This is a genomic window from Streptomyces sp. NPDC053432, from assembly GCF_055585365.1.
Window position 1 is genome coordinate 36,885 of record NZ_JBVJKF010000015.1, and the last position, 24,072, is coordinate 60,956.

The window sequence follows — 24,072 nt, forward strand, 5'->3', positions numbered from 1 at the left end:
CAGTGTGTCCTGGACCACAAGGTCTACGCCGATCCGCGCGCCCCGCGCAATACCGCCTCGCGGGGGACGCGGCCGCATCTACGGGGCGGGCGGGAACAGCACGGGTACCGCCGAGACCAGGTGCGAGGCCCGCTCCAGGGCGCTGGCCAGCAGCGCGAGGTCGGTGGGCCCGTTGCCCAGTTCACGCACCGGGCGGCGGGCCGGGGGATCGCCCATCCGCTCCCACTCCACCGGGACCACAGTGGGCCGCAAGGTCGCCGTCCGGGGGATCCGGCCGGTCACCCGGCCCGCCTGGAAGGGCACCGTCCGCCCGTCCGCGTGCCGCAGCAGGCCGCGGCCCGGCCCGGGCTGGTCGGGCGCGTCCAACTCCACCCGAAGGGTCGTCAGCCGGGCGAGGAGGGTGTCCGCGGTCCGGTCCGGACGGCCGGTCGTGGCCACCAGGTGCACGCCGAGCCGCGCGCCCTCGCGGGCCACCGCCTCCAGCGCCCGCACCACCGAACCGGCGGCGGGCCGGCCCGTGGCACCGAGACCCGGCGCGACCAGCGCGTCGAAGTCGTCCACCAGGACCACCAGCCGGGGCAGCGGAGTGGGCCCCGCGGGATCGGTGCGGGTGGCGGAGGAACGCAGCCGCAGCGTGCCCGTGCGCGGCGTGTCGAGGTCACCGCGCAGCTCGCCCGCGCTGGGCTGGCGGGGGGACACCATCCGGTCGGCGACCTCCCGGCCGCCGTACTCCCGGCCGATGCGTTCCCGGGCCGCGTGCCACTCCGAGAACGGCACCCCGTCCAGCAGCTCGGCGCGGCGCTTGAGCTCCGCCCCCAGCGCCTGGGCGAACTCCCGCATCCGCAGCGGGTCGGAGGCCACCAGGTGGGCGGAGACGTGCGGGAGTTCCGTGCAGGGCAGCAGGCCGTCCCCGCGCTCGCCGCCGGCCCCGTCGAGCAGGACCAGGCCGAGCCGGTCGGGCCGGGCCGCCGCCGACAGCGAGGCCGCCACCGAACGCAGCAGCTCCGTGCGGCCGCTCCCGGCGGGCCCCTCGATGAGCAGGTGCGGCCCGTCCTGCACCAGCTCGGCGCCCACGGGCCCGCGCCGGCCGCCGCCCAGCACGATCTCGGCGAGGCCGCCCATGCCCTGCCCCTGGTCGGTGGAGGCGGCCCAGCGCGCCATCAGCGAGGCCGGGGTGGCCCGGGCCAGCCCCAGCTCGTCGAGCAGCCGCGCGGTGGCGGGCAGCGCGGCGGCGGCCGGGCGGTAGGTCTCCGCGGAGCCCTCGGTGGTGCGCAGGGGAGCCAGTGCCCGCGCGAAGCGCTCGGCCCAGGCGGCGGATACGGCGTCGGCGGTGGCGGTGGCCCCGGCGGGCACCGGGCGGCCGCCGCCGGTCGTGAAGGTCCGTACGGCCGTGGCCACGTCCCCGCTGAGCAGGGCGACCGCGCCGCAGTCCCGGAAGGCCGGGGAGGCCGCGCAGGCGGCCTCGTACGTCTCGGTGACCGGGGAGGCGGGGGTCGAGGCCGGGGCCTCGGCGAGCGCGAGCACGTGGATCCCGGCGGCCGTGCCGTGCGAGGCGATCCGCCCGGTGAGGTCCCGCAGCGGGCCCGCGCCGGGATCGCCGTCGACGACGAGCAGGGTGTAGGGGCCCTCGTACACGGCGGCTGCCCGCCGGACCTGGTCGGCGTCGGCGGCGGCCCAGTGCGGGCCGAGCGGGCCGTCGTCCAGGCGCCGGGTCAGTTCGCCCGTGCGGGCGGCCGCCTGCTCGCGGTCGTAGGCGAGGAGCAGCCGGCAGTCCTGGCCGTGCGCGGGCCGTACGTGGGGCAGCCAGCCGAGCCAGCCCCAGTCCCGGCGGCGGTCGGCGAGGGCGCGTGCGCGGTCGGTGGACAGCAGTACGATCTCCAGCTGCCCGGGCGCGTGCAGCGCGGCGAGCTGCGCGATCACCCAGCGGGCGACCCCGGTCAGCCGGGCCCGGGGGCCGGCCAGGCCGAGCCCCCCGACGGCGGGCAGCGACACCCGGCACCCGGCGCCGAGCCCGACCTCCAGCAGCCGGGGGTGGCCGGCCGTACGCGACCACAGGCGCTCGGTGGGCGCCAGGGCGGCCAGCAGCAGTGCGGCGGGGTCGTCCGCGTCGGGCACGGCGGCGGTCTCGGCCGGTTCCTGCGGCTCCTCGGCGACGTCCTCCCCGCGCACCCACTTCCGCGCCCAGGCGCCTATCCCCTTGCGGCGCGCCCTGCCGGGGGGCGTCCCGGGGCCGTTGGCCCCCGCGGTGCCGTGCGACGTCCCGCCCGGTCCGGCCGGCCCGGCCGCGCCCTGCGGCGCACCGCCGTGGGTCCCGGGGCCCGGGACCCGCCCGGCGTCGCCGGAGGGATCCGTGCCACCGGGGGCGTCCGCGCCGCGCGGTGCACCGCCGTGGGTGTCCGGGCCGGCCGCGCCCTGCGCTGGTCCGCCCTGGGGCCCGGGGCCGTGCCCCGTCGCCTGCCCGGCGCCGCCGGGGCCCGCGGGGCCGTTGGCGCCGGGGGCGTTCGGGGGCGTTCCGGCGGGGGTGCCCGAGGGGCCCGGCAGGCCGGGGGCGGGCGGGGCCGACAGGGAGAGGTGGCCCTCCAGGTCCGGGGTGACCTGGCGGGGCGCGGACGCGGCCGGCGGGGCCAGGCGGAGCGTGGACTCGCCGACCCGGAGCAGGGCTCCCGGCGGCAGGGAGACCGGCTGCGGGCCCACCGGGGCGTTGTCCAGCGTGGTGCCGTTCGTGGAGTCCAGGTCGGCCACGGCCACCCGCCCGTCCCGCAGCACCGTTACCGCGCAGTGCAGCCGCGAGACGTCCGGGTCGTCCAGCGGGACGTCGGCGTCGGCGGAGCGGCCGATCCGGATCTGCCCGCTGTGCAGCAGGTGCACCCCGCCCGCGTCGGGTCCGGCGACCACGTGCAGCTCCGGGGCGCCGAGGCCCTCCTCCGGCAGGACGTCCGGCACCGGCACGTTCAGCGAGAGCACCGCCCCGTCGACGAGCGGCGGCTCGCCCAGGACCCGCCGCTGGAGGTCGAGCCGCTCCGAACCGGCGTACAGCACGACCGTGCCCCCGGTGTCGGGTCCGCCCACGGTGGCCGCCAGGCCGGAGGCCACCGCGGCCAGCACGGTGCCGACGGGCGCGGTGACGAGCACGTCACAGCTGGCTGGGGCGCTCGCGGCCTGGTGGCCGCTGCGCGACCCGAGGACGGTCAGCCGGATCTGCATCGCCGTCAGCGGTCCCTTCTGCGCGGGGGGCGCGGTGAGTGCGCCCGGCAGGGGATGGACGGGACGGGCATGACTGCCCGCTCGTCGCCCCCCGCCCGGCACGGACGCGTCGTCCGGTCAGGTCTGCCGGAAGACCGGGCTCCCGTCCCGTGCCTTCCGTACGTGTGCATCCTCGCACCTGTTACGGACAACACGCCCGGCACCCGCCGACAAATGATCTTGATCGATCAGGCGACGGGCGCGACCTGGCCGAATGCAGAGCAAAAACGCCAGGGGCATACGCCCCGTACGTCACCCTTCGTACATACGTGCGGCAACCAACCTCACGTGACCCGCGTCTTGCACAGGGACACCCCCTAGAGTGGGCCGGAAAACCGATCGACAGCAGATCCACCCAGAGATCGACACAGCAGCAGGGAGCGCGAGCGTGCGGCCAGTCGGCAGCAAGTACCTGCTCGAGGAGCCGCTCGGGCGCGGCGCCACGGGCACTGTCTGGCGTGCTCGCCAGAGGGAGGCCGCGGGCGCCGAGGCGGCCGTGGCCGGCCAGCCCGGCGAGACCGTGGCCATCAAGGTCCTCAAGGAGGAGCTGGCCCAGGACGCGGACATCGTCATGCGCTTCCTGCGGGAGCGCTCGGTCCTGCTGCGCCTGACCCACCCCAACATCGTCCGCACCCGCGACCTCGTCGTCGAGGGCGATCTGCTCGCCCTCGTCATGGACCTGATCGACGGCCCGGACCTGCACAAGTACCTCCGCGAGAACGGCCCGTTCAGCCCGGTCGCCGCGAGCCTGCTGACTGCCCAGATCGCGGACGCCCTCGCTGCCAGCCACGCCGACGGCGTCGTCCACCGCGACCTGAAGCCCGCGAACGTGCTCCTCGACGAGCGCGGCGGCCAGATGAAGCCGATGCTGACCGACTTCGGCATCGCCCGCCTTGCGGATTCCCCGGGCCTGACCCGCACCCACGAGTTCGTCGGCACCCCCGCCTACGTCGCCCCCGAGTCCGCCGAGGGCCGCCCGCAGACCTCCGCCGTCGACATCTACGGCGCCGGCATCCTGCTCTACGAACTGCTCACCGGCCGCCCGCCCTTCGCCGGCGGCACCGCCCTCGAAGTGCTGCACCGCCACCTCAGCGAGGAGCCCCAGCGCCCCTCCACCGTGCCCGAGCCGCTGTGGACGGTCGTCGAGCGCTGCCTGCGCAAGGAGCCGAACGAGCGCCCCAGCGCCGTCAGCCTGGCCCGCGCCCTGCGCGTGGTCGCCTCCGGCATCGGCGTGCACTCCTCGGCCGCCGAGGTCGAGGCCGCGCTGGGCGTCGGCGCGCTGCTCGCCCCCGACCCCTCGCCCGCGCCGGTCCCCGAGACCCCGGGCGCCGCCGACGCCACCCAGGTACTGCCCACCGGCGCCGCCGCGCCCGTGGGAGCGTACGACCCGAACGCGATGACCAGCGTCATGCCGCCGGTCGGCGCGGCCGACGCGACCACGGTGCTGCCGGCCGGACCGGCCGGGCCGGGCGCGGGCCCCGGCGCCGACCCGACCTCGGTCATGCCGCCCGTGCAGCGGCCGGACCAGCCGCACCCGTGGCAGTCGCAGCTGCAGGCCGCGCGTGACCGCAACGAGCAGACGCAGATGCACTACCTCGACCCGAGCGAGGACCCGCTGCGCCGCCGTCCGCAGCGCCAGGCGCCCCCGCCGCCGCAGCAGCAGCCGTACCGCCAGGCTCCGCCGCCGCAGCAGCCTCCCCAGTACCGGCAGCCGCAGCAGCAGCAGTACGCGCCCCCGCCGCCGCAGCACTACCAGCCCCAGCCCCAGCAGCAGCGGCAGCCGCAGCCGTACCAGCAGCCGCAGGCGCCGCAGCAGCCCCAGTACCGCCAGCCGCAGCAGCGGCCCCCGCAGGCTCCGCCGCCGCAGCAGGCCCCGCGGGAGCCCCGCGAGCCGCGCCGGCGCAGCGCCAACCCGGTGCGGATCCCGGGTCTCGGCTGCCTCAAGGGCTGCCTGGTGCTGATCCTGCTGTTCTTCGTAGCGGGCTGGCTGATCTGGGAGTTCACCCCGCTCCAGGAGTGGGTCGGCACCGGCAGGGGCTGGTTCGACCAGCTGTGGACCTGGGGCTCCGACGCCGTCGACTGGATCAGCACGATCGGCGACGCGGCCGGCTCCGCGGGGTCCGGTACGCCTCCGGCGCCCTGAACCGGACCCCCGTAGCGCCGACTTCGTGGATTTGTCGACTTCTGGGGCCCGTTTTCGCCCGCAGAAGTGAAGGTCACCGCGAATCTGGGCCCCTGCTGGCCGCCAACCCCCACCCGGCCGCGTAGCTTTGGTGCGTACGCCAGCCGCTGAGGGAGCAGTCGTGGCACGGAAGATCGGCAGCCGGTACACCGCGCACCAGATCCTGGGGCGCGGCAGCGCGGGCACGGTGTGGCTGGGCGAGGGGCCTGACGGGCCCGTCGCCGTCAAACTGCTGCGCGAGGACCTCGCGTCCGACCAGGAACTGGTCGGACGGTTCGTCCAGGAGCGCAGCGCGCTGCTCGGCCTGGAGCATCCGCACGTGGTCTCGGTCCGCGACCTCGTCGTCGACGGCAACGACCTCGCGCTCGTCATGGACCTCGTACGAGGAACGGACCTGCGCACGCGCCTCGACCGCGAGCGGCGGCTCGCCCCCGAGGCGGCCGTCGCGATCGTCGCGGACGTGGCCGACGCGCTGGCGGCCGCGCATGCGGCCGGGGTCGTCCACCGGGACGTCAAGCCGGAGAACGTCCTGCTCGACATGCAGGGCCCGCTCGGCCCGGGCGGTGCGCACCCGGCGCTGCTCACCGACTTCGGCGTGGCCAAGCTGATCGACTCGCCGAAGCGGGCCGCCGGGGTGCGGGCGTCGGCCCCGACGACCCGGATCATCGGCACCCCGGACTACCTGGCCCCGGAGATCGTCGAGGGCCTGCCCCCGCGCGCGGCGGTCGACATATACGCCCTGGCCACGGTCCTGTACGAGCTGCTGGCCGGCTTCACGCCGTTCGGCGGCGGCCACCCGGGCGCGGTGCTGCGGCGGCACGTCACCGAGACCGTCGTCCCGCTGCCCGGCATCCCCGACGAGCTGTGGCAGCTGATGGTGCAGTGCCTGGCGAAGGCCCCCGCGTCCAGGCTCCGGGCCTCGGAGCTGTCGGTGCGCCTGCGCGACCTGCTGCCGCTGCTGGCCGGGATGCCGCCGCTGGACGTGGACGAACCGGACGACGCGGAGCCGGAGCCGGACCCCGCGGAGGACCGGGCCGCTCCGGCCGAACCCGTCCGGCGGCGGGGCGTGGTCCCCCTGGTCCCCGGGTCCGCGACGGACTCCAACCGGGACACCCACACCTCCATGCGGGTGCCCGGGCCGGACGAGCTGGCGGGCGGCGCGCTGGGCACGGCCCGGGTGCCGCGTCCGGCGGGCGGCCACCGGCCGGGCTCCGCCCGGCACCGTGCGGAGGCGGCCCGCAAGCGGAGGCTGGCGCTGTCGGGTGCGGCCGTGGCGCTGACCGCTGTGGTCGGCCTGGGCGCGTGGTTCGCCGTGTCCGGCGACGACCCGGCCCCCCGCCCGGACAACAAGCACTCCAGCACCCGCACCCCCTAACCCTGCGGCCCGCCTCCTGGGGCTCCGCCCCAGACCCCGCTCCTCAAACGCCGGAGGGGCTGAACTCCGCCCCCGGCGGCGCCCAGAACCCGGCGAGTCCGGATCCGCCCCCGGCGGCGCTTCGAACCCGGCGAGGCGGCGTTCGTCTCCGGCGGCGCTTCGAAGCCGACGAGGCCGGGTCCGCCTGCGGCGGCGCCTCAAACGCCGGCGGGGCTGGCTCTGCCTCCGGCGCGCCTGAAATTCGCCCTGCGGCCGGTCCAGCCGCGCCGACTGGGTTTTGCCTCCGGCGGACCCTCAAACGCCGGGGCGACTGGGTTTGCCTCCGGCGCGCCTGAAATTCGCCCTGCAGCCGCGCTTGGCGGACGGCGGAGCGAAATCCAGCCCCTCCGGCGTTTGAGGAGCGGGGTGCGGGGCGGAGCCCCGGGGCTTTGAGCCGCACGGTCCCGCCGCGCACGGGCCGCCCCCGGCACTCCGCGACGGCCGCACGGTCCCCCCACGCACGGGCCCGGGCGGAGCCCCGGTGCCGGGGATGCGGGGCCGGGCCGCCCACGCCACGGGACGGGCGCACGGTCCCGCCGTGAACGGGCTCGGGCGGAGGGCGGTGGCCCGTGGCGGGGGTGTGGGGGACGCCCCCGCTACGCCGGGACGACCAGTTGGGGGTGCCAGCGCCGCGCCACCGCCGGGTGGGCCCGGATCCAGCCCTTCAGCTCGTTGCGGCCGTACTCGGCGTGCAGCGGGTTCGACGCGTCGTGCAGCACCCCCGGCGCCGCCCGCAGGTACGCCCCCGGCACCGTGTCGATCACCGCGTCCAGCCGCGGGTTGTAGAAGAACGGCACCGAATATCGCTCCACCGCCCCCGGCGGGCTGACCACCCGGTGGTCCGTCGCCCTCAGGTAGCCCTCCGTGGCGATCTCCAGCAGCTCGCCCAGGTTGACCACGAACGCCCCCGGCAGCGGCGGCACGTCCAGATAGCGCCCGTCCCGGACCACCTGGAGCCCGCCCACCGAGTCCTGGAGGAGCAGGGTGAGGAAGCCGTAGTCCTTGTGCGCGCCGACCCCCTGGTCCGCGCCCGACGGGGCCGAGCCCGGGTAGCGGATCAGCTTCGTGTGCAGGTGAGGGCGGTCCGCGAAGGCCGCGTCGAAGAAGTCCGCCGGAGCGCCGATCGAGGCGAGGAGCTCCTTGAGCAGCCGGTGGGCCACCGCCGCGAGACGGGACTGCCAGTCCAGGACGACCGTACGGAGCTCCGGGAGCGCGGCCGGCCACTGGTTCGGGCCCTCCAGCCACAGGTACGCCGGGTCGCCCGGCCCCAGCACCGGCGCCGGCCGCTCCGCACCGACGTCCAGCTGGTCACGCCAGTCGGAGGCCCCGCCCGTCAGCTCGTGCCCGATCCGGGTGTAGCCACGGAAGTGCGGCGAGTTCAGGTTGCTCACGGCGAGCCGGTCGGCCTCCGGGAGGGCGAAGAAAGCCCTGGTCAGCTCAAGGATGCGGGCGCTTTCGGCAGCGGTGACGCCGTGCCCGGTCAGGTGCAGGAACCCGGTGTCCCTGGCCGCGGCGTGCAACTGCTCGCGGAAGTCGTCCCGCCGGGCGGGATCGTCGGCCTGGGAGAGGTCCAGGACGGGGAGGGACCGGGTCGGGAGGGACGAGGAGGCCGAGGAGGTAGAGGAGGCCGAGGAGGTCGAGAAGGGCGGAGTGTGCGCGGACGGCATGACGGCTCCGTTTCGGGATGTCACGGGGTCCTGTTCCCCAGAGGTGGCGGGGGCCGCGGGTGGGGTGGGCCGCCGGCAGGGGTGGCGCCGGGGCCGCTGTGCCGCGTACAGGACCAAGTCGGATCGGGGCGGATCAGGCTTGGGACAGGTCCGGCGGCAGACAGCTCGACGTCGTGACACGCATGTGGTCCACATGACGGCGCCTGACGAGAAGAACGGTCATACGCTGAGCGTACGCCCGTGCGACCCGCCGCCGGGACGGGTGATTCGGCCTGCCCGGACGGCCTCCTCCGATGACCGGCTACGCTGGACCCGTGGCAGTCGTCGATGTTTCCGAAGAGCTGAAGTCCCTCTCCTCGACCATGGGGTCGATCGAGGCCGTCCTGGACCTCGACAAGCTGAGGGCAGATATCGCCGTGCTCGAGGAGCAGGCCGCCGCGCCGTCCCTGTGGGACGACCCGGAGGCCGCCCAGAAGATCACGAGCAAGCTTTCGCACCTCCAGGCGGAGGTCCGCAAGACCGAGACCCTGCGCGGGCGGATCGACGACCTCGCGGTGCTGTTCGAGCTCGCCCAGGAGATGGACGACGCGGACACCCTCGCCGAGGCCGAGGCCGAGCTGGTCTCCGTCCGCAAGGCGCTGGACGAGATGGAGGTCCGGACCCTGCTCTCCGGCGAGTACGCCGAGCGCGAGGCCCTGGTCAACATCCGCGCCGAGGCCGGCGGCGTCGACGCCTCCGACTTCGCCGAGCGCCTCCAGCGCATGTACCTGCGCTGGGCCGAGCGCCACGGCTACTCCACGGAGATCTACGAGACCTCGTACGCGGAAGAGGCCGGCATCAAGTCGACCACCTTCGTGGTCAAGGCCCCGTACGCCTACGGCACCCTCTCCGTCGAGCAGGGCACCCACCGCCTCGTGCGCATCTCGCCCTTCGACAACCAGGGCCGCCGCCAGACCTCCTTCGCGGGCGTCGAGGTGCTGCCGGTCGTCGAGACCAGCGACCACGTCGAGATCGACGAGTCCGAGCTGCGCGTGGACGTCTACCGCGCCTCCGGCCCCGGCGGCCAGGGCGTCAACACGACCGACTCGGCCGTGCGCATCACGCACCTCCCGACCGGCATCGTGGTCTCCTGCCAGAACGAGCGCTCGCAGATCCAGAACAAGGCCAGCGCCATGAACGTCCTCCAGGCCAAGCTGCTGGAGCGGCGCCGCCAGGAGGAGCAGGCCAGGATGGACGCCCTCAAGGACGGCGGCAGCTCCTGGGGCAACCAGATGCGCTCCTACGTCCTGCACCCGTACCAGATGGTCAAGGACCTGCGGACGGAGTTCGAGGTCGGCAACCCGCAGGCGGTGCTCGACGGCGAGATCGACGGCTTCCTGGAGGCCGGGATCCGCTGGCGCAAGCAGCAGGAGCAGACCGCGTAACGAAACGCGCGCACGGCCAGGAACGGACGGAGGGCCCGGACACCAGTGGTGTCCGGGCCCTCCGCCATGCACGGCATGTGAGCGCCGGGCCTACGCGGTCTGCTGAGCCACCAGCACGAGCGCCGCCACGAGGATCACCATGAGCACGATGAGCATCGCCGGATTCAGGCCGGAGAAGGGGCCTTCCTGCTGCTGGAGGCGCTCCCTGTTCGCCCGGCACACCGGGCAGCGGCCCTGGCTGACGGGTGCGGCGCAGTTGGCGCACACCAGCCGGTCATATGTCATGCGCTCCTCCTCTCGTCCTCGCGGTCCTCTTACTCGTGTACAACGGCATGAGGAGCCGGTCCGTTCCCCCTACCACTGTGCCAGCTCCGAGGACATTCGGCGCGGCCCGTCCGGGCAATCGCGGTCACAGACCCCCCTGACCCGGGGACATATGGGGCAAGTCCGGTTGCCGGGTCCACACCTCGCGCCCGTTCGCGTATGGTCACGCACACCTACTCCCGGCGACCGTGGTGCACCCGTGATCCGATTCGACAGTGTCTCCAAGTCCTACCCGAAGCAGAGCCGCCCCGCACTCAGAGAAGTCTCCCTCGACATCGCGAAGGGCGAGTTCGTCTTCCTCGTCGGCTCCTCCGGCTCCGGCAAGTCCACCTTCCTGCGGCTGATCCTGCGCGAGGAGCGGGCGAGCCACGGCCAGGTGCACGTCCTGGGCAAGGACCTCGCCAAGCTCTCCAACTGGAAGGTCCCGCAGATGCGGCGCCAGCTGGGGACCGTCTTCCAGGACTTCCGCCTGCTCCCCAACAAGACGGTGGCCGAGAACGTCGCCTTCGCGCAGGAGGTCATCGGCAAGCCGAGGGGCGAGATCCGCAAGGCCGTCCCGCAGGTCCTGGAGCTCGTGGGCCTCGGCGGCAAGGAGGACCGCATGCCCGGCGAGCTCTCCGGCGGCGAGCAGCAGCGCGTGGCCATCGCCCGCGCCTTCGTCAACCGGCCGGCCCTCCTCATCGCGGACGAGCCCACCGGCAACCTCGACCCCCAGACCTCGGTCGGGATCATGAAGCTGCTGGACCGGATCAACCGGACCGGCACCACCGTGATCATGGCCACGCACGACCAGCAGATCGTGGACCAGATGCGCAAGCGCGTCATCGAACTCGAACAGGGCCGACTCGTACGCGACCAGTCGCGCGGCGTCTACGGCTACCAGCACTGAAAGGCCCTTGAGACGTCATGCGCGCCCAGTTCGTCATGTCGGAGATCGGCGTCGGTCTCCGGCGCAATCTCACCATGACCTTCGCGGTCATCATCTCCGTGGCCCTCTCGCTGGCCCTCTTCGGCAGCTCCCTGCTCATGCGCGAGCAGGTGAGCAAGATGAAGGGCTACTGGTACGACAAGGCCAACGTCACGCTCTACCTCTGCAACAAGCAGGACGCCCAGGAGGCGGGCGAGGCCGCGGCCAAGAAGCCCGACGGCTCGGCGGCGGCCGCCACGGGCGTCGCCACCTGCGCCAAGGGCGCGGTCACCGAGGACCAGAAGAAGCAGATCGAGTCCGAGCTCAAGCAGATGTCGCTGGTGAAGTCCGTCGCCTACGAATCGGCGGACGAGGCCTACAAGCACTACCAGGAGCGGTTCGGCAACACGCCCCTGGCCTCCTCCATCACCCCGGACCAGATGCAGGAGTCCTTCCGGGTCAAACTGAAGGACCCGGAGAAGTACAAGGTCGTCACCTCCGCCTTCGTGGGCCGCGACGGCATCCACACCGTCGACGACCAGCGCCAGGCCATCGACGACCTCTTCCGGATCCTGAACTACCTCAACATCGGCGCGCTCGCCATCATGCTGATCATGCTGATCGTGGCGCTGCTGCTGATCGTCAACACCGTGCGCGTCTCCGCCTTCAGCCGCAGGCGCGAGACCGGGATCATGCGGCTGGTCGGCGCGTCCAGCTTCTACATCCAGGTCCCCTTCATCATGGAGGCCGCCGTCGCCGGGCTCATCGGCGCGCTCTTCGCGTGCGCCATGCTCGTCTCCGGCCAGTACTTCGTGATCGACCACGGTGTGGGCCTGCGCTACAAGATCCAGCTCATCGACTTCCTGGGCTGGTCCGCGGTGATCGGCAAGCTCCCGTACGTCCTCTTCATCGGACTGCTGATGCCGTCCGTTGCGGCCTTCGTGGCCCTGCGCAAGTACCTGAAGGTGTGACGAGCGCCCCGCGAGCGGTCCGGGCAACCACCCGTACCGCGGCGGGGCTTGTCCTAGACTCGGCGCCATGCTGGGCTTGCCGAGTGTTCCCGCCTCCAGTCTCCGGCCCCGCGACCTGCGTCGCGGGGCCGTCTTGACGTTGGCCTTCCTCGCGTCCGTCACCGCGGCCGCGAGCACGGGCTGCTGGGACCGGGCCGAGGACTCCGCCGCCTTAGTGGCGCAGGCCGAGCCGCCCCGCACTGCCGGCACCGCCGACCGCGAGGCCGTGGCGCGGGCCGTGGCCGAGGCCGTCGCCGAGGGCAAGTCCGGCAAGAAGGCCGCCCAGGAGATGGTCAGCCGCAGCGGGGACCGCTGGGGCACCGTCTACGACCAGGGCGAGTACGCGGCCTTCGCCGAAGGCCTCGACGGCCGCTGGACCGGCGTCGGGCTGTGGGCCCAGCGGGCCCGCGACGGCGGGATCCAGGTCGACAAGGTCCAGCCCGACGGCCCCGCCGCCCGGGCCGGCCTGCGCGCCGGGGACCGGCTGCTGAGCGTCGACGGGCACGCCGTGACCGGCCTCCCCGTCAACGACGTGATCGCCCTGCTGCGCGGCGAGGCCGGCACCCCCGTCGTACTGAACCTGAGCCGCGACGGCGCGGACCTCACGGAGACCGTCCGCCGCGAGCAGCTGCGGACCGAGCCGGTGACCGTACGGCAGCTCGCGGGCGGCATCACCGTCATCAAGGTCGCCTCCTTCTCCCGGGGAGCCGGGGAGCGGGTCAAGGCCGCCGTCCGCGCCGCCCCGCCCGGCGGCGGGGTCATGCTCGACCTGCGCGGCAACCCGGGCGGGCTGGTCACCGAGGCGGTGAGCGCCGCCTCAGCCTTCCTGGACGGCGGGCTGGTGGCCACCTACGACGTACGGGGGGAGCAGCGCGCCCTCTACGCGGCCCCGGGCGGGGACACCGGGCGGCCGCTGGTGGCCCTCGTCGACGGCGGCACGATGAGTGCGGCGGAACTGGTCACGGGCGCCCTGCAGGACCGTGGCCGGGCCGTGGCGGTGGGCAGCCGCACCTTCGGCAAGGGCTCGGTCCAGATGCCGACGGAACTCCCCGACGGCTCGGTCGCCGAACTGACGGTCGGCACGTACCGCACGCCGGGGGGCCGCAGCCTGGACGGGAGCGGGATCACCCCCGACGTGGCGGCGGGCGAGCGGGTGGAGGAGCGGGCGACCGCGGTATTGGGTGGCCTCGGGGTGGGTCCGTAGTGCGAAAATGACCGCACTATGGCTAAGGAAAAAGGGCGCAAGCTGATCGCCCAGAACAAGAAGGCGCGGCACGACTACGCGATCCTCGACACCTACGAGTGCGGCCTCGTGCTCACGGGCACCGAGGTCAAGTCCCTGCGCCAGGGCCGGGCCTCGCTGGTCGACGGCTTCGTGTCGGTGGAGAGCAACGAGGCGTGGCTCTACAACGTCCACGTGCCGGAGTACAGCCAGGGCACCTGGACCAACCACAGCGCCCGCCGCAAGCGCAAGCTCCTCATGCACCGCGAGGAGATCGACAAGCTGGCGCGCAAGGCGGAGGAGTCCGGTCACACGGTCGTGCCGCTGTCCCTGTACTTCAAGGACGGCCGGGCGAAGGTGGAGATCGCCCTGGCGAAGGGCAAGAAGGAGTACGACAAGCGCCAGACGCTCCGCGAGAAGCAGGACACCCGCGAGACCCAGCGCACGATCTCGGCGATCCGCCGCAAGCAGCGGGGCACGGTTTAACCTCCTGGCACGCGGTGGTCCACTTCGCGTACCATGGCGGCAGCACCACCCCCTCGGGGGCGGAGCACTTTGAAAAATCAACATGGGGATGATCGGTTTCGACAGCGGATGTCGATGCAGGGGAAGCGAGCCGAGGAAGCGGCAATGATCTCGTAAACCACCTGTCGCAAAAAATAATCGCCAACTCCAAGAGCGATAACTCCCGCTTCACCCTCGCTGCCTAATAACAGTGAGCTGAAGCCTCTGTGAGGAGCGTCAGCCCGGAAGTGGTCCCGGTCCGGATCCTGGCGTCAATTAGGGATCTAAACCTCTAGCCCCGGTCACGGGGGGTAGAGGGAAACCAAACAGTGACTGAGCCCGTCGGAGACTTGTCCGCGTGATCTCCGGGGCCGAGAAAAGCGCAGCGGAATGCGCTCGGAGAAGCCCTGCTTCTGCACCGTTGGACGCGGGTTCGATTCCCGCCATCTCCACTCATCCCATGTGGGCAAAGGCCCCGCAGCCTCTCGGCTGCGGGGCCTTCGTCATGAGCCGACGACCATGCCTACGTGACCGGGTCCGGGCCGGTCGGCAGGCTCCGGGTCTGACCCCGGCGGTCCCGCTCGACCGCTTCCATCAGCCGTTGTGCGTTGGCAGGGGAGCGCAGCAGGTAGACCGTCTCCTGCCAGGAGTCGTAGTCGTCGGCGGACATGAGGACGGCGTCGCCGCTCTTCGAGGTGATGCGTACCGGGGCGTGGTCAGTGTTGACGCGTTTGATCAAGGTGTACAGAGTCGCCCTGGCCTCGCCGGCGCTGATGGACACGGAGTCCTCCCCTCCTGGCGGTATGGGTTCACGGTACGAGACCGGCACGCGAAACGCCGTGTGCGAAGGCCCCGCGGCCGGGACGGCCTGCGGGGCCTTCGTCTTGCGGGGAGGGGTGTCAGGAGCAGTACGGGATCTTGTTGAGGTTCAGCGCGTAGCGGGCGGCGATCCAGCCGCGGCCGTCATCGAGCTTGTACCAGATCGAATTGCCGTCGACGTTCTGGCCCTTGACCTTGCACTGCACGTTGACCACCGTGCCGTTGGACACCGCGCCGAGCCTCCCGTACTGGGTGCCCGGACCGGAGCGGACGCCGAGGCTCTTGCCCGGCTTGACGATGCGGGCCTTCGGCTGGTGCGTGGGCTTCGGGGGCTTGTGGTCCTGCGGCGGCTTGTGGTGGTGCGGCGGCTTGTTGTCGTGGTGGTGGCCGCACTTGCAGTCGCCCGGCTTGCCCTTGTCGCCCTTGGGTCCGGTCGGTCCCGTCGGGCCGGTCGCCCCGGTCGCGCCCGTTGCGCCGGTCGCGCCCGTGGGGCCCGTCGGTCCCTGGGGGCCTCCGGAGGGGCCGGTCGGCCCGGTGTCACCCTGCGGGCCCTGGGGTCCGGTCGGGCCAGTGGGGCCGGTGTCGCCCTGAGGTCCGGTGGGGCCGGTGTCGCCCTGGGGTCCCTGGGGTCCGGTCGGGCCGGTGTCGCCCTGGGGTCCGGTCGGCCCCGTGTCGCCTTGCGGGCCCTGGGGGCCGGTGGGGCCGGTGTCGCCCTGGGGTCCCTGGGGTCCGGTGGGGCCAGTCGGTCCGGGCGGGCCGGGCTTGCCGTGGTGGCCGTCGTGGCCGGGCCTGCCGTCGTGGCCGTGGTGGCCGTCGTCGCCCTTGTCGCCCTTGTCTCCCTTGGCGCCCTTCGGGCCGGTCACCGGGGTGGAGACCGCGAACAGGGCCGGGGCCTCGGTGCCCGTCGCCCACGCGCCGCCGCCCAGCGTCGTGCCCTCCGGAGCGTTCCTGTCCACCCGTACGGTCACACCGAGCTGGGTCTGCGCCTTCGCCGGGAAGCGGAAGCCGGCGCGGGTGCCCGCGTTGCAGGTCAGCTGACGGGCATCGGCCGACCGCGTGCACGAGGTCGCCGCGCGCTTGCCGTCCCAGTAGAAGCGGGCCTCGGGGAAGGTCGTCCGTTCGGGGGCGGTGATCCGGAAGGTGCTGCTCAGGGCCGGTTGCGACCCGCCGAGGGCCGCGATGACCACGCGGCCCGTCCTGCCGGGGGCGATCGACGGAAGGTACGGCTGGGAGAACCGGATGGAGGACGAGTCGGCCAGGGCCGGAACGGCCGGCACCAGAGCGGTCGCGGTGACGGCCGCGACGATCAGGGCCGAGGACACGGAGCGGGAAGCAGACAGCAAGGGGTGTTCCTCCGCACAGGGAGAGGCGTTGGGGGAAGACATCCCAGTTATTGCCGATCATGAGCGGCGCCGGTGAGTACCACGCGGGCACGATCACCCGGCCGCCGGATCAAATACGATTCTTCGCCCGCCCCGTCACGGCGGCCCCCAGCGCCGCCAGTGCGGCCGCCGCGGGCAGCAGGTACGCCGTCCGCGGGCCGGCGTGGTCGACCACCAGGCCCGCACCGGCCGAACCGGCCGCGATCCCGGCGAGGATGGCGGTGACCGCGAGGGTCATGCCCTCGTTCAGCCGGCCCTCGGGCGTGAGCGCGTGGACCCGGGACATCGCCGTGACCATCGTAGGGGCCGTCGCCATCCCGGCGAGCAGCAGCGCGGCGCAGAAGGCCGCCAGGGAGCCGCTGTTCGCCGCCGCCCACGGCAGGGCCATCAGCGCGGCCAGCACGGCCACGCAGACCCGCAGCGAGCGCGGGCGCAGGGTCCCGTAGAGCAGTCCGGCCGCGCCCGAGCCCGCCGCCTGGAGGGCCAGTACCAGGCCGGAGGCCGCGCCCAGCCCCCGCTGTTCGAGGTGGGCGATGGAGGAGACCTCCATCGAACCGAAGACCGTGCCGAGGGCCAGGAACAGCAGCAGCAACGGGGCCAGGGCGCGCAACGGGGAGCCGAGCCGGGGCACCGCCGTCACCGGGGGCTCCGTGGAACGCTGCGAGACGAAGAGCAGCATGCCGGTGAGGAGCAGGGCCGCCCCCGCGAGGGTGCCCGCCTCGGGGAAGACGGAGGTGCAGAGCAGGGCCGCCAGGACCGGCCCGAGCATGTACGAGAGCTCGTCGGCGGCCTGTTCGAAGGACATCGCCGTGTGGTGGGCGGCGGGGGAGCCGCGCAGCAGGTGCGTCCAGCGGGCGCGGGACAGTCCGCCGATGTTCGGGGTCGTCGCGGTCGCTGCGTAGGAGGCGAAGAGGGTCCAGGCGGGCGCCCCGGTACGGACGCACACGATCAGGGACAGCGAGCCGAGGACCGCGATCAGCGTCGCGGGGAGCGCGATCCGGGCCTGCCCGTGGCGGTCGACCAGCCGGGCGGTCCACGGCGCGACCAGCGCGGTGGCGGCCAGACCGGTCGCCGTGACCGCGCCGGCGAGGGCGTACGAGCCGCGCTGGCCGGCGATCATCATGACCGCGCTGACCCCGAACATGCCCATGGGGAGCCGCGCGAGCAGGTTCCCGGCGGTGAATGCGCGGGCACCGGGGAGGGCGAACAGGCGGCCGTACGGCCCGCGCGGCCGGGTCCGGCTCCGGGGCCGGCTCCGGAGCCGGACCGGGGCGGGACCCGGGCCGGCGATGACGAGGGTCGTGCCGGTGACGGTCATCCGGGGGGAACGGGCGGGAGCGGTCGCGGCGGTGGCGGTGGCGGTGGCGGGCATGGGACGAGCCTCGCGCCGGGCGGCCCCCGCGGTCCAACACCTGTTCGGAGCCCATTCACATCATCCTGTTGTTAACCTCGCCGAGTGATAGCCCGTGATGTGGAACCCCGCCTGCTGCGCGGGTTCGTCGCCGTCGCCGAGGAACTGCACTTCACTCGCGCCGCCGCTCGCCTCTACGTCGCCCAGCAGGCCCTCAGCCGCGACATCCGCCGGCTCGAACGCACCCTGGGCGCCACCCTGTTCGTACGGACCACCCGCGCCGTCGAGCTGACCCCCGACGGGGAGCGACTGCTGGCCCCGGCCCGGCGGGTGCTCGCCGCGCACGAGGAACTCCTCGCCGCCTTCGCCGCCCCGCGCGCCCTCCTCGTCGACCTCAACACCGACGGGCCCTGCACCCCCCGGACCGTGCTGGAGCGGGCCCGCGAACTCGCCCCGGACTGCGAGCTGATGGCCCGCTTCGAGAGCGGGCTCACCTACGCCGCCGGCGAGATCGCCGCGGGCCGCCTCGACGTCGCCTTCGGGTACGCGGACGGCCTGGACCCGGCCCTGCGGGCGGGGCTCGCCGTGATGCCCGTACGGTACGAGCCGCTCGCCGTGCTGCTGCCCGAAGGGCACCCGCTGGCCGCGCTGGAAGCCGTACCGCTCGACGCGCTCGCCGGGGAGACCGTGTACGCGGGCGCCGGGAACCCTCGGACCGCCGAGTGGACGGGGCTGGCGCGCGAGCTGTTCGCGGGACGGGGCATCGCGCTCGCACCGCCCGCGCCGGTGGCGATGGGCAAGGAGGAATTCCGGCGGGTCATGGCCAAGACCGGCAACCCCGTGCTGGTCACCGTCGACTTCCTCGACATGCCCGCGTCCGTGAAACGGCCGCTGACCGACCCGCTGCCGCTGTCCCCGCTGTCCATGGTCTGGCGCAGGGGCCTCACCCATCCCGGGCTCGACGCCCTGCGCACGGCGGCCGCCGGCCTCGCCGCCGAGCGCGGCTGGCTGGACCTGCCGCCCGGCAGCCGGCTGCCGAAGGGACTCACACCCCGCCCCGGCGGCGGGTGAGAGCAAGGTTTCCCGGCGGTCATCCGGCGGAGACCGGGGCCGAAACGCGCCGTTCCTACGGTCGTCACCACGGACGCGACAGCAGTGGAGGCGTGTGATGACCGGTACGAGCGCACCGCGCAAGGGGGGCCGCTGGATCGAGCGGTGGGACCCCGAGGACGAGACCTTCTGGAAGGAGACCGGCGAGCGCACCGCCCGCCGCAACCTCGTCTACTCGGTGTTCTCCGAGCACATCGGGTTCTCGATCTGGTCGCTCTGGTCCGTGATGGTGCTCTTCATGGGCCCCGCCTACGGGATCGACCCCGCCGGGAAGTTCTTCCTGATCGCCACCGCCACCTTCGTCGGCGCGCTCGTCCGGGTCCCCTACACCTTCGCCGTCGCCCGCTTCGGCGGCCGGAACTGGACCGTCTTCAGCGCGCTGCTGCTGCTCGCCCCGACCGTGGCCGCGCTGGTGGTCATGGAACCCGGCACCTCCTACGGCACCTTCCTGCTGGTCGCCGCACTCACCGGCGTCGGCGGCGGCAACTTCGCCTCCTCGATGACGAACATCAACGCCTTCTTCCCGCTGCGCCAGAAGGGCTGGGCCCTCGGACTGAACGCCGGCGGCGGCAACATCGGCGTACCCGTGGTGCAGCTCGCCGGACTCCTCGTCATCGCCACCGCCGGGGCCGGCCACCCGAGGATCCTGCTCGGCGCCTACATCCCGCTCGTCGTCATCGCGGCGGTGCTGGCGTACGCCCGGATGGACAACCTGGCGCCCGTGAGCAACGACACCGGCGCCGTCCGCGAGGCGGTCAAGGACGCGCACACCTGGATCATGGCCTTCCTCTACATCGGCACCTTCGGGTCCTTCATCGGATACAGCTTCGCCTTCGGGCTCGTGCTCCAGACCCAGTTCGGCCGCACCCCGCTCCAGGCCGCCTCGCTGACCTTCGTCGGACCGCTGCTCGGTTCGCTGATCCGGCCCGTGGGCGGCGCGCTCGCCGACCGCTTCGGCGGGGCGCGGATCACCCTGGGGACGTTCGTGGCCATGGCGGCGGCGACCGGTGTCGTCGTCTTCGCCTCGCAGCGGCACTCGCTGCCCGTCTTCCTCGTCGGGTTCGTGGCGCTGTTCGTACTGAGCGGGCTCGGCAACGGCTCCACGTACAAGATGATCCCCGGCATCTTCCAGGCCAAGGCACTGGCGCGCGGCATGAGCGGCGAGGCCGCGGCCGCCTACGGGCGACGGCTCTCCGGGGCCTCCATGGGGCTGATCGGGGCCGTCGGAGCACTGGGCGGACTCGGCATCAACCTGGTCTTCCGGGAGGCCTTCCTGAGCTCCGGATCGGGCACGGCGGCCTTCGCCACCTTCCTCGGCTTCTACGCCGTGTGCTGCGCGGTCACCTGGTCGGTATACCTTCGCCGGCCCGCCGCCCCCGTCCTCCCCGAAGCCGGGGCCGAGGCGAAGCCGCAGCTCACGTCGGTGTAACCGCGGTGAAATACCTGTGAACCGAGCCTGACACGCCACCTTGGCAGGCTCGGTTCCACCCGTACCGCCCCCCTGCGTCACTGCGTCACAAGGCAGGTCACGATGGACGACACCAAGACCGGTCCGACCGGCCCGCTCGCGGGCTTCACCGTCGGCGTCACCGCCGCCCGGAGGGCGGACGAACTCATCGCCCTGCTGCGCCGGCGCGGGGCCGCCGTCGTGCACGCTCCGGCGCTGCGGATCGTGCCGCTGGCCGACGACAGCGAACTGCTCGCCTCCACGAAGGAACTCATCGGCTGCGCACCGGACGTCGTGGTCGCCACCACCGCCATCGGCTTCCGCGGCTGGATCGAGGCCGCCGACGGGTGGGGGATCGGCGAGGAGCTGCTGGAGCGGCTGCGGGCCACCGAACTCCTGGCCCGCGGCCCGAAGGTGAAGGGGGCCATCCGCGCCGCCGGGCTCGTGGAGACCTGGTCCCCGGACTCGGAATCGCTCGCCGAGGTACTGGAACGGATGCTGGCGGACGGGGTCTGCGGGCGGCGGATCGCGCTCCAGCTGCACGGGGAACCGCTGCCCGGCTTCGTCGAGGCGCTGCGGGCCGCCGGGGCCGAGGTGGTGGTCGTCCCCGTGTACCGGTGGATGGCGCCGGAGGACCTGGCGCCGCTGGACCGGCTGCTGGACGCGGTGATCGGCGGCGGGGTCGACGCGATCAGCTTCACCTCCGCCCCGGCGGCGGCCTCGCTGCTGTCGCGGGCCGAGGAACGGGGCGTACGGGAAACCCTGCTGGAGGCGCTGCGGGGCGGGGTGGTGTCCGCGTGCGTGGGGCCGGTGACCGCACTGCCGCTCCAGGCCGCCGGGGTCGACACCGTGCAGCCGGAACGCTTCCGGCTCGGCCCGCTCGTCCAACTGCTGTGCCAGGAGCTGCCGGGCCGGGCGAAGGTCCTGCCGCTGGCCGGGCACCGGGTGGAGATCCGCGGGCACGCCGTGCTGGTCGGCGAGGAGCTGCGGCCCGTACCGCCGGCCGGGATGGCACTGCTGCGGGTGCTCGCGCGGCGGCCCGGGTGGGTGGTGTCCCGCGCGGACCTGCTGCGGGCGCTGCCGGGGGCGGGCCGCGACGAACACGCGGTGGAGACGGCGATGGCCCGGCTGCGGGTGGCGCTGGGGACGCCGAAGCTGATCCAGACCGTGGTCAAGCGGGGATACCGCCTGTCGCTGGACGCGGGCGGGGAGGTCAAGTACGGGGACGCGCCCAGGGGTCAGGGGCTAGCGTGAAGGGATGATCTTCAACGGGGTTGAGATGAGGGGCCTGGAGCTCGGCGACGCCGCCGCGCTGGCCGAGGCGTTCGCGCGGAACAGGGCGTACATGCAGGCGTACGAGCCGGTCAGGCCGGAGGTCTACTACACCGAGGCCGGGCAGCGGGACCGCATCGGTGGCATGCTCGCCGACCGGGACGGGGGCCGGCTCGTCCCGTGGCTGCTCGTCGATACGGCGGGCGGCGAGGTGGTCGGCGCGATCAACCTGGGGTCCATCGTGCTCGGACCGCTGTGCAGCGGCGGGGTGGGCTACTGGGTCGACACGGCCTGGCACGGCAAGGGGCTCGCGTCGGCCGCCCTGGCGGAGGTGCTGCGGGTCGCCCGCGAGGAGGTCGGGCTGCACCGGGTGGAGGCCGGGACGCTGGTCGACAACACCGCCTCGCAGCGGGTCCTGCAGAAGGCCGGCTTCGAGGAGTACGGCCTCGCGCCGCGCTACCTCCACGTCAACGGGGCCTGGCGCGACCACCGCCTCTTCCAGCGGCTGCTGCACGACGATCCGCCGGGGGCGTAACGGGGGAGCGGGCGGGCGGCAACGCGCCGCTGCGTGACGGACCGGTTCGGGGGCTTCCGCATGTGCGCGCGGGGCGGCAATCTGGTGGAGCGCCCCACGACGCGAGGCGGTGACGTGCATGCGGTTCGACTCAGGGCGGGTCTGCCTGGACCTGGTGGCCACCGAGCGCATCCGGGACGGCGACGCGCTGCGGACCTGGCTCGCCGGAGCCGGGCTGGTCCCCGACCGGACGCCGCTCGCCCGCGTCGGCCCCGACTGGGTGGCGGCCTTCCAGGCCCTGAGCCGGGACGTTGAGGCACTCGTACGGGCCGAACTCGACGGCACCGAACCGGAAGAGGCGGCCCTCGCCCGCGTCAACGCCCTGGCCGCGGGACCACCCCCCGGGCTGTGCGCCGTACGGGACCAGGACGGCCACCTCGTACGGGAGTTGTGCGGCGGAGTCGAATGCGGGGCCCTGCTCGCGTCGGTCGCCCGCGACGCCGTGGAACTGCTGACCGACCCGGGCGACCTCGCACTGCTGCGCGCCTGCGCCGGCGACGGCTGCGCCCGGCTCTACCTCGACACCTCCCGTGGCCACCGCCGCCGCTGGTGCTCCAGCGAACTGTGCGGCAACCGAGAACGCGTGGCCCGCCACCGCCGCCGGGCGCGGGCGGGGGCGGGGGTGGGGCCGGGGGCGTAGGGGGGCCTGCCCACCCGCCTCCGGGTGCGGGCCCCGGCACCCCAGGGCCTGAATCCCGCGGGGGACTGGGACGGGGGCCCGCCGGTCCGGAGGAGAACAGCCGACCGGAACGGGGCGATGTCCGCGCCCCGGCCGTCGGCGGCGGAAAGGGTTGGGGATTTCCCGTCAGCCTCATCGTCCTTCCGTGGCGGGACGGCCTGTCAAGGGCGCTCCTTCGTCGCGTCGCTGCGCGATGTCGCTGCGCTCCACCCTTGACAGGCCGTCCCGCCACGGAAAAACGAAGACTGCCGGGAAACCCCCAAAGAACGGGCCGGGCGGAACAACTCACAAGCGGCCCGGCCAAGATGCGCGAGGCGGTCGAGGTGGGCCACGCCGTGCCCCGGGCCGCCTGTCCGCCCTCCGGGCCGGGCCGGGCGGCCGAGACCCCTCCCCACCTCGGCCACAAGAGCCTGACCGGCAGGAAGGGCGCCCCAAATCGCTACGCGCTCCTCACGTCTCGGCGTCTGGCCCCCGTCCGGGGCTGGTCACGCCCCAGATCGCTACGCGCTTCTCGAAGACGGCGTCCACGGTCGCTTTCGGCTGGACATAGGCCGCCAACGACCACTGCACGCCCCTCGATGACGGCGTCTGCGGCCGGTCTTGGCGGAAAACGCCCCAAACGGCGGCCCTGACGAGCTGTACTCGGGTCAGACAGCGGACCGCCTGAAAGAATCTGTCGAAACGCCCCAATTAAGGCCTTATGGGTATGAGTGGCAGGTGGGACTTGAGCTCTGTAGGGGATACAGCTCGGCCAGGCCGAGGTTCCGCCCTTCCGGTCCCTCCCCGGCCCCTTTTTGCCGTCTCTTTCAGCCCCATCGTCCCCATCGGCCCCAGACAGGGGCTAGACGCCGTCGCGGAGAAGCATGCAGCGATCGTGGGCGGCCTATGTTCAGCCCCGAACGACCGTGGACGCCGTCAAACAGGAGCGCGTAGCGATCTGAGGCGAGATCAGCCCCGGATGGGTCGCAGTCGCCGTCGTTGAGGAGCGCGTAGCGATTTGGGGCGCCCTTCCTGCCGGTCAGGCTCTTGTGGTCGAGGTGGGGAGGGGTCTCGGTCGCCTGCCCGGCCCGGAGGGCGAGCAGGCGGGCCGGGGAGGGGCTCGGCCGCCCCCACCGCCTCGCGGATCTCTGGCTGGGCCGTTCATGGCCTGTTCCGCCCGGCCCGTTCTTTTGGGGGTTTCCCGACAGTCCTTGTCTTTCCGTGGCGGGACGGCCTGTCAAGGGTCGCCGAAGGCGATCGCGCAGCGACGCGACGACGAAGGAGGAGCGCCCTTGACAGGGCGGCCCGACGCGGAAGGACAGTGGGACTGACGGGAAATCCCCAACCCTTCCTCGCTCCCGACCGGCCGGGGCACCGCCGAACCCGCGCCCCCACCCCCGGCCCGCCCCTCGGCGCAGCGCGCGCGAAGACCGCCCCGCAACCCCCGCCCGAACCGTCGAAGCCCCCTCCCCGGACGACGCCCGCCACGCCCCCACCCGCACCCGGGGGCGGGTGGGCAACCGCCGACCCGGAGGGGCGGGCTGCGGGGGTGAAGGCGCCGA

Annotated in this window: 18 protein-coding genes and 1 other RNA gene; 13 read left to right on the plus strand and 6 right to left on the minus strand. The window is 73.6% G+C overall.

Annotation, left to right across the window (positions count from 1 at the left end):
• Positions 1-78: 78 nt before the first annotated feature.
• A complete protein-coding gene (locus ACZ6Y1_RS23845) occupies positions 79-3,204 on the minus strand; it encodes an FHA domain-containing protein (protein ID WP_469633231.1) in 3,126 nt (1,041 codons plus the stop codon).
• Between the two features lie 427 nt (positions 3,205-3,631).
• On the opposite strand from ACZ6Y1_RS23845, the gene ACZ6Y1_RS23850 reads away from it, so the two are divergent.
• Both ACZ6Y1_RS23850 and ACZ6Y1_RS23855 read left to right on the plus strand, forming a co-directional pair.
• The gene (locus ACZ6Y1_RS23850) at positions 3,632-5,386 is read left to right on the plus strand and encodes a serine/threonine-protein kinase (protein ID WP_469633235.1); all 1,755 of its coding nucleotides are present in this window, start codon (positions 3,632-3,634) and stop codon (positions 5,384-5,386) included.
• Positions 5,387-5,546: 160 nt separating this feature from the next.
• On the plus strand, positions 5,547-6,800 hold the full coding sequence (locus ACZ6Y1_RS23855; RefSeq protein ID WP_469633238.1) for a serine/threonine-protein kinase: 1,254 nt from the start codon (positions 5,547-5,549) through the stop codon (positions 6,798-6,800).
• Between the two features lie 635 nt (positions 6,801-7,435).
• Here the strand turns inward: ACZ6Y1_RS23855 and ACZ6Y1_RS23860 are convergent.
• Entirely contained in the window at positions 7,436-8,506 is a 1,071-nt protein-coding gene (locus tag ACZ6Y1_RS23860; protein ID WP_469633241.1) for an isopenicillin N synthase family dioxygenase, read from the minus strand.
• Positions 8,507-8,820: 314 nt separating this feature from the next.
• On the opposite strand from ACZ6Y1_RS23860, the gene prfB reads away from it, so the two are divergent.
• On the plus strand, positions 8,821-9,930 hold the full coding sequence (gene prfB, locus ACZ6Y1_RS23865) for a peptide chain release factor 2 (protein ID WP_469633243.1): 1,110 nt from the start codon (positions 8,821-8,823) through the stop codon (positions 9,928-9,930).
• A 90-nt stretch (positions 9,931-10,020) separates the two neighbouring features.
• Here the strand turns inward: prfB and ACZ6Y1_RS23870 are convergent, their stop codons facing one another.
• Positions 10,021-10,215, minus strand: coding sequence for a hypothetical protein (locus ACZ6Y1_RS23870; protein WP_384583702.1), 195 nt, complete (start codon positions 10,213-10,215; stop codon positions 10,021-10,023).
• A 238-nt stretch (positions 10,216-10,453) separates the two neighbouring features.
• Between ACZ6Y1_RS23870 and ftsE the strand changes: the two genes are divergently transcribed.
• The 5 genes from ftsE (at position 10,454) to ssrA (ending at position 14,352) form a co-directional block, all read left to right on the plus strand.
• Positions 10,454-11,143, plus strand: coding sequence for a cell division ATP-binding protein FtsE (gene ftsE / locus ACZ6Y1_RS23875; protein WP_030771648.1), 690 nt, complete (start codon positions 10,454-10,456; stop codon positions 11,141-11,143).
• 17 nt (positions 11,144-11,160) lie between these two features.
• A complete protein-coding gene (gene ftsX / locus ACZ6Y1_RS23880) occupies positions 11,161-12,132 on the plus strand; it encodes a permease-like cell division protein FtsX (RefSeq protein WP_469633246.1) in 972 nt (323 codons plus the stop codon).
• A 67-nt stretch (positions 12,133-12,199) separates the two neighbouring features.
• Entirely contained in the window at positions 12,200-13,375 is a 1,176-nt protein-coding gene (locus ACZ6Y1_RS23885; protein WP_469633249.1) for a S41 family peptidase, read from the plus strand.
• Positions 13,376-13,393: 18 nt separating this feature from the next.
• A complete protein-coding gene (smpB, locus tag ACZ6Y1_RS23890; protein ID WP_469633252.1) occupies positions 13,394-13,879 on the plus strand; it encodes an SsrA-binding protein SmpB in 486 nt (161 codons plus the stop codon).
• Between the two features lie 84 nt (positions 13,880-13,963).
• Positions 13,964-14,352, plus strand: a transfer-messenger RNA (tmRNA) gene (gene ssrA / locus ACZ6Y1_RS23895).
• A 68-nt stretch (positions 14,353-14,420) separates the two neighbouring features.
• On the opposite strand, the gene ACZ6Y1_RS23900 is transcribed toward ssrA, so the two are convergent.
• From ACZ6Y1_RS23900 to ACZ6Y1_RS23910, 3 genes are all read right to left on the minus strand, one after another.
• Complete coding sequence (locus tag ACZ6Y1_RS23900; protein ID WP_469633255.1) at positions 14,421-14,678, minus strand: type II toxin-antitoxin system Phd/YefM family antitoxin; 258 nt, start codon at positions 14,676-14,678, stop codon at positions 14,421-14,423.
• A gap of 118 nt (positions 14,679-14,796) precedes the next feature.
• A complete protein-coding gene (locus tag ACZ6Y1_RS23905; protein WP_469633257.1) occupies positions 14,797-16,059 on the minus strand; it encodes an SH3 domain-containing protein in 1,263 nt (420 codons plus the stop codon).
• A gap of 109 nt (positions 16,060-16,168) precedes the next feature.
• Positions 16,169-17,470, minus strand: coding sequence for an MFS transporter (locus ACZ6Y1_RS23910; protein WP_469633260.1), 1,302 nt, complete (start codon positions 17,468-17,470; stop codon positions 16,169-16,171).
• An 84-nt stretch (positions 17,471-17,554) separates the two neighbouring features.
• Here ACZ6Y1_RS23910 and ACZ6Y1_RS23915 point away from each other — a divergent pair, with 84 nt between their 5' ends.
• The 5 genes from ACZ6Y1_RS23915 to ACZ6Y1_RS23935 all read left to right on the plus strand — a co-directional run bounded on the left by ACZ6Y1_RS23915 (position 17,555) and on the right by ACZ6Y1_RS23935 (position 22,492).
• Positions 17,555-18,520 (plus strand): LysR family transcriptional regulator, encoded by a 966-nt coding sequence (locus ACZ6Y1_RS23915; RefSeq protein WP_469633262.1) that lies wholly within the window; start codon positions 17,555-17,557, stop codon positions 18,518-18,520.
• 97 nt (positions 18,521-18,617) lie between these two features.
• On the plus strand, positions 18,618-19,988 hold the full coding sequence (locus ACZ6Y1_RS23920; protein WP_469633265.1) for a nitrate/nitrite transporter: 1,371 nt from the start codon (positions 18,618-18,620) through the stop codon (positions 19,986-19,988).
• Positions 19,989-20,090: 102 nt separating this feature from the next.
• Positions 20,091-21,260, plus strand: coding sequence for a uroporphyrinogen-III synthase (locus ACZ6Y1_RS23925; protein ID WP_469633268.1), 1,170 nt, complete (start codon positions 20,091-20,093; stop codon positions 21,258-21,260).
• Between the two features lie 4 nt (positions 21,261-21,264).
• Positions 21,265-21,813: a GNAT family N-acetyltransferase gene (locus ACZ6Y1_RS23930; RefSeq protein WP_469633270.1), complete on the plus strand. Its 549-nt coding sequence runs from the start codon at positions 21,265-21,267 to the stop codon at positions 21,811-21,813.
• A 118-nt stretch (positions 21,814-21,931) separates the two neighbouring features.
• Positions 21,932-22,492, plus strand: coding sequence for a CGNR zinc finger domain-containing protein (locus ACZ6Y1_RS23935; RefSeq protein WP_469633273.1), 561 nt, complete (start codon positions 21,932-21,934; stop codon positions 22,490-22,492).
• The last annotated feature ends 1,580 nt before the right edge of the window (positions 22,493-24,072 follow it).

Excerpts from the sequence above, each read along its gene's own strand:
- ACZ6Y1_RS23925 (WP_469633268.1), top strand. The coding sequence starts at position 20,091 with ATGGACGACACCAAGACCGGTCCGACCGGCCCGCTCGCGGGCTTCACC.
- ACZ6Y1_RS23930 (WP_469633270.1), top strand. The coding sequence starts at position 21,265 with ATGATCTTCAACGGGGTTGAGATGAGGGGCCTGGAGCTCGGCGACGCC.
- ACZ6Y1_RS23870 (WP_384583702.1), bottom strand. The coding sequence starts at position 10,215 with ATGACATATGACCGGCTGGTGTGCGCCAACTGCGCCGCACCCGTCAGC.
- ACZ6Y1_RS23860 (WP_469633241.1), bottom strand. The coding sequence starts at position 8,506 with ATGCCGTCCGCGCACACTCCGCCCTTCTCGACCTCCTCGGCCTCCTCT.
- ACZ6Y1_RS23910 (WP_469633260.1), bottom strand. The coding sequence starts at position 17,470 with ATGCCCGCCACCGCCACCGCCACCGCCGCGACCGCTCCCGCCCGTTCC.
- ftsX (WP_469633246.1), top strand. The coding sequence starts at position 11,161 with ATGCGCGCCCAGTTCGTCATGTCGGAGATCGGCGTCGGTCTCCGGCGC.
- ACZ6Y1_RS23935 (WP_469633273.1), top strand. The coding sequence starts at position 21,932 with ATGCGGTTCGACTCAGGGCGGGTCTGCCTGGACCTGGTGGCCACCGAG.
- ACZ6Y1_RS23920 (WP_469633265.1), top strand. The coding sequence starts at position 18,618 with ATGACCGGTACGAGCGCACCGCGCAAGGGGGGCCGCTGGATCGAGCGG.
- smpB (WP_469633252.1), top strand. The coding sequence starts at position 13,394 with ATGGCTAAGGAAAAAGGGCGCAAGCTGATCGCCCAGAACAAGAAGGCG.
- ACZ6Y1_RS23885 (WP_469633249.1), top strand. The coding sequence starts at position 12,200 with ATGCTGGGCTTGCCGAGTGTTCCCGCCTCCAGTCTCCGGCCCCGCGAC.
- ACZ6Y1_RS23845 (WP_469633231.1), bottom strand. The coding sequence starts at position 3,204 with ATGCAGATCCGGCTGACCGTCCTCGGGTCGCGCAGCGGCCACCAGGCC.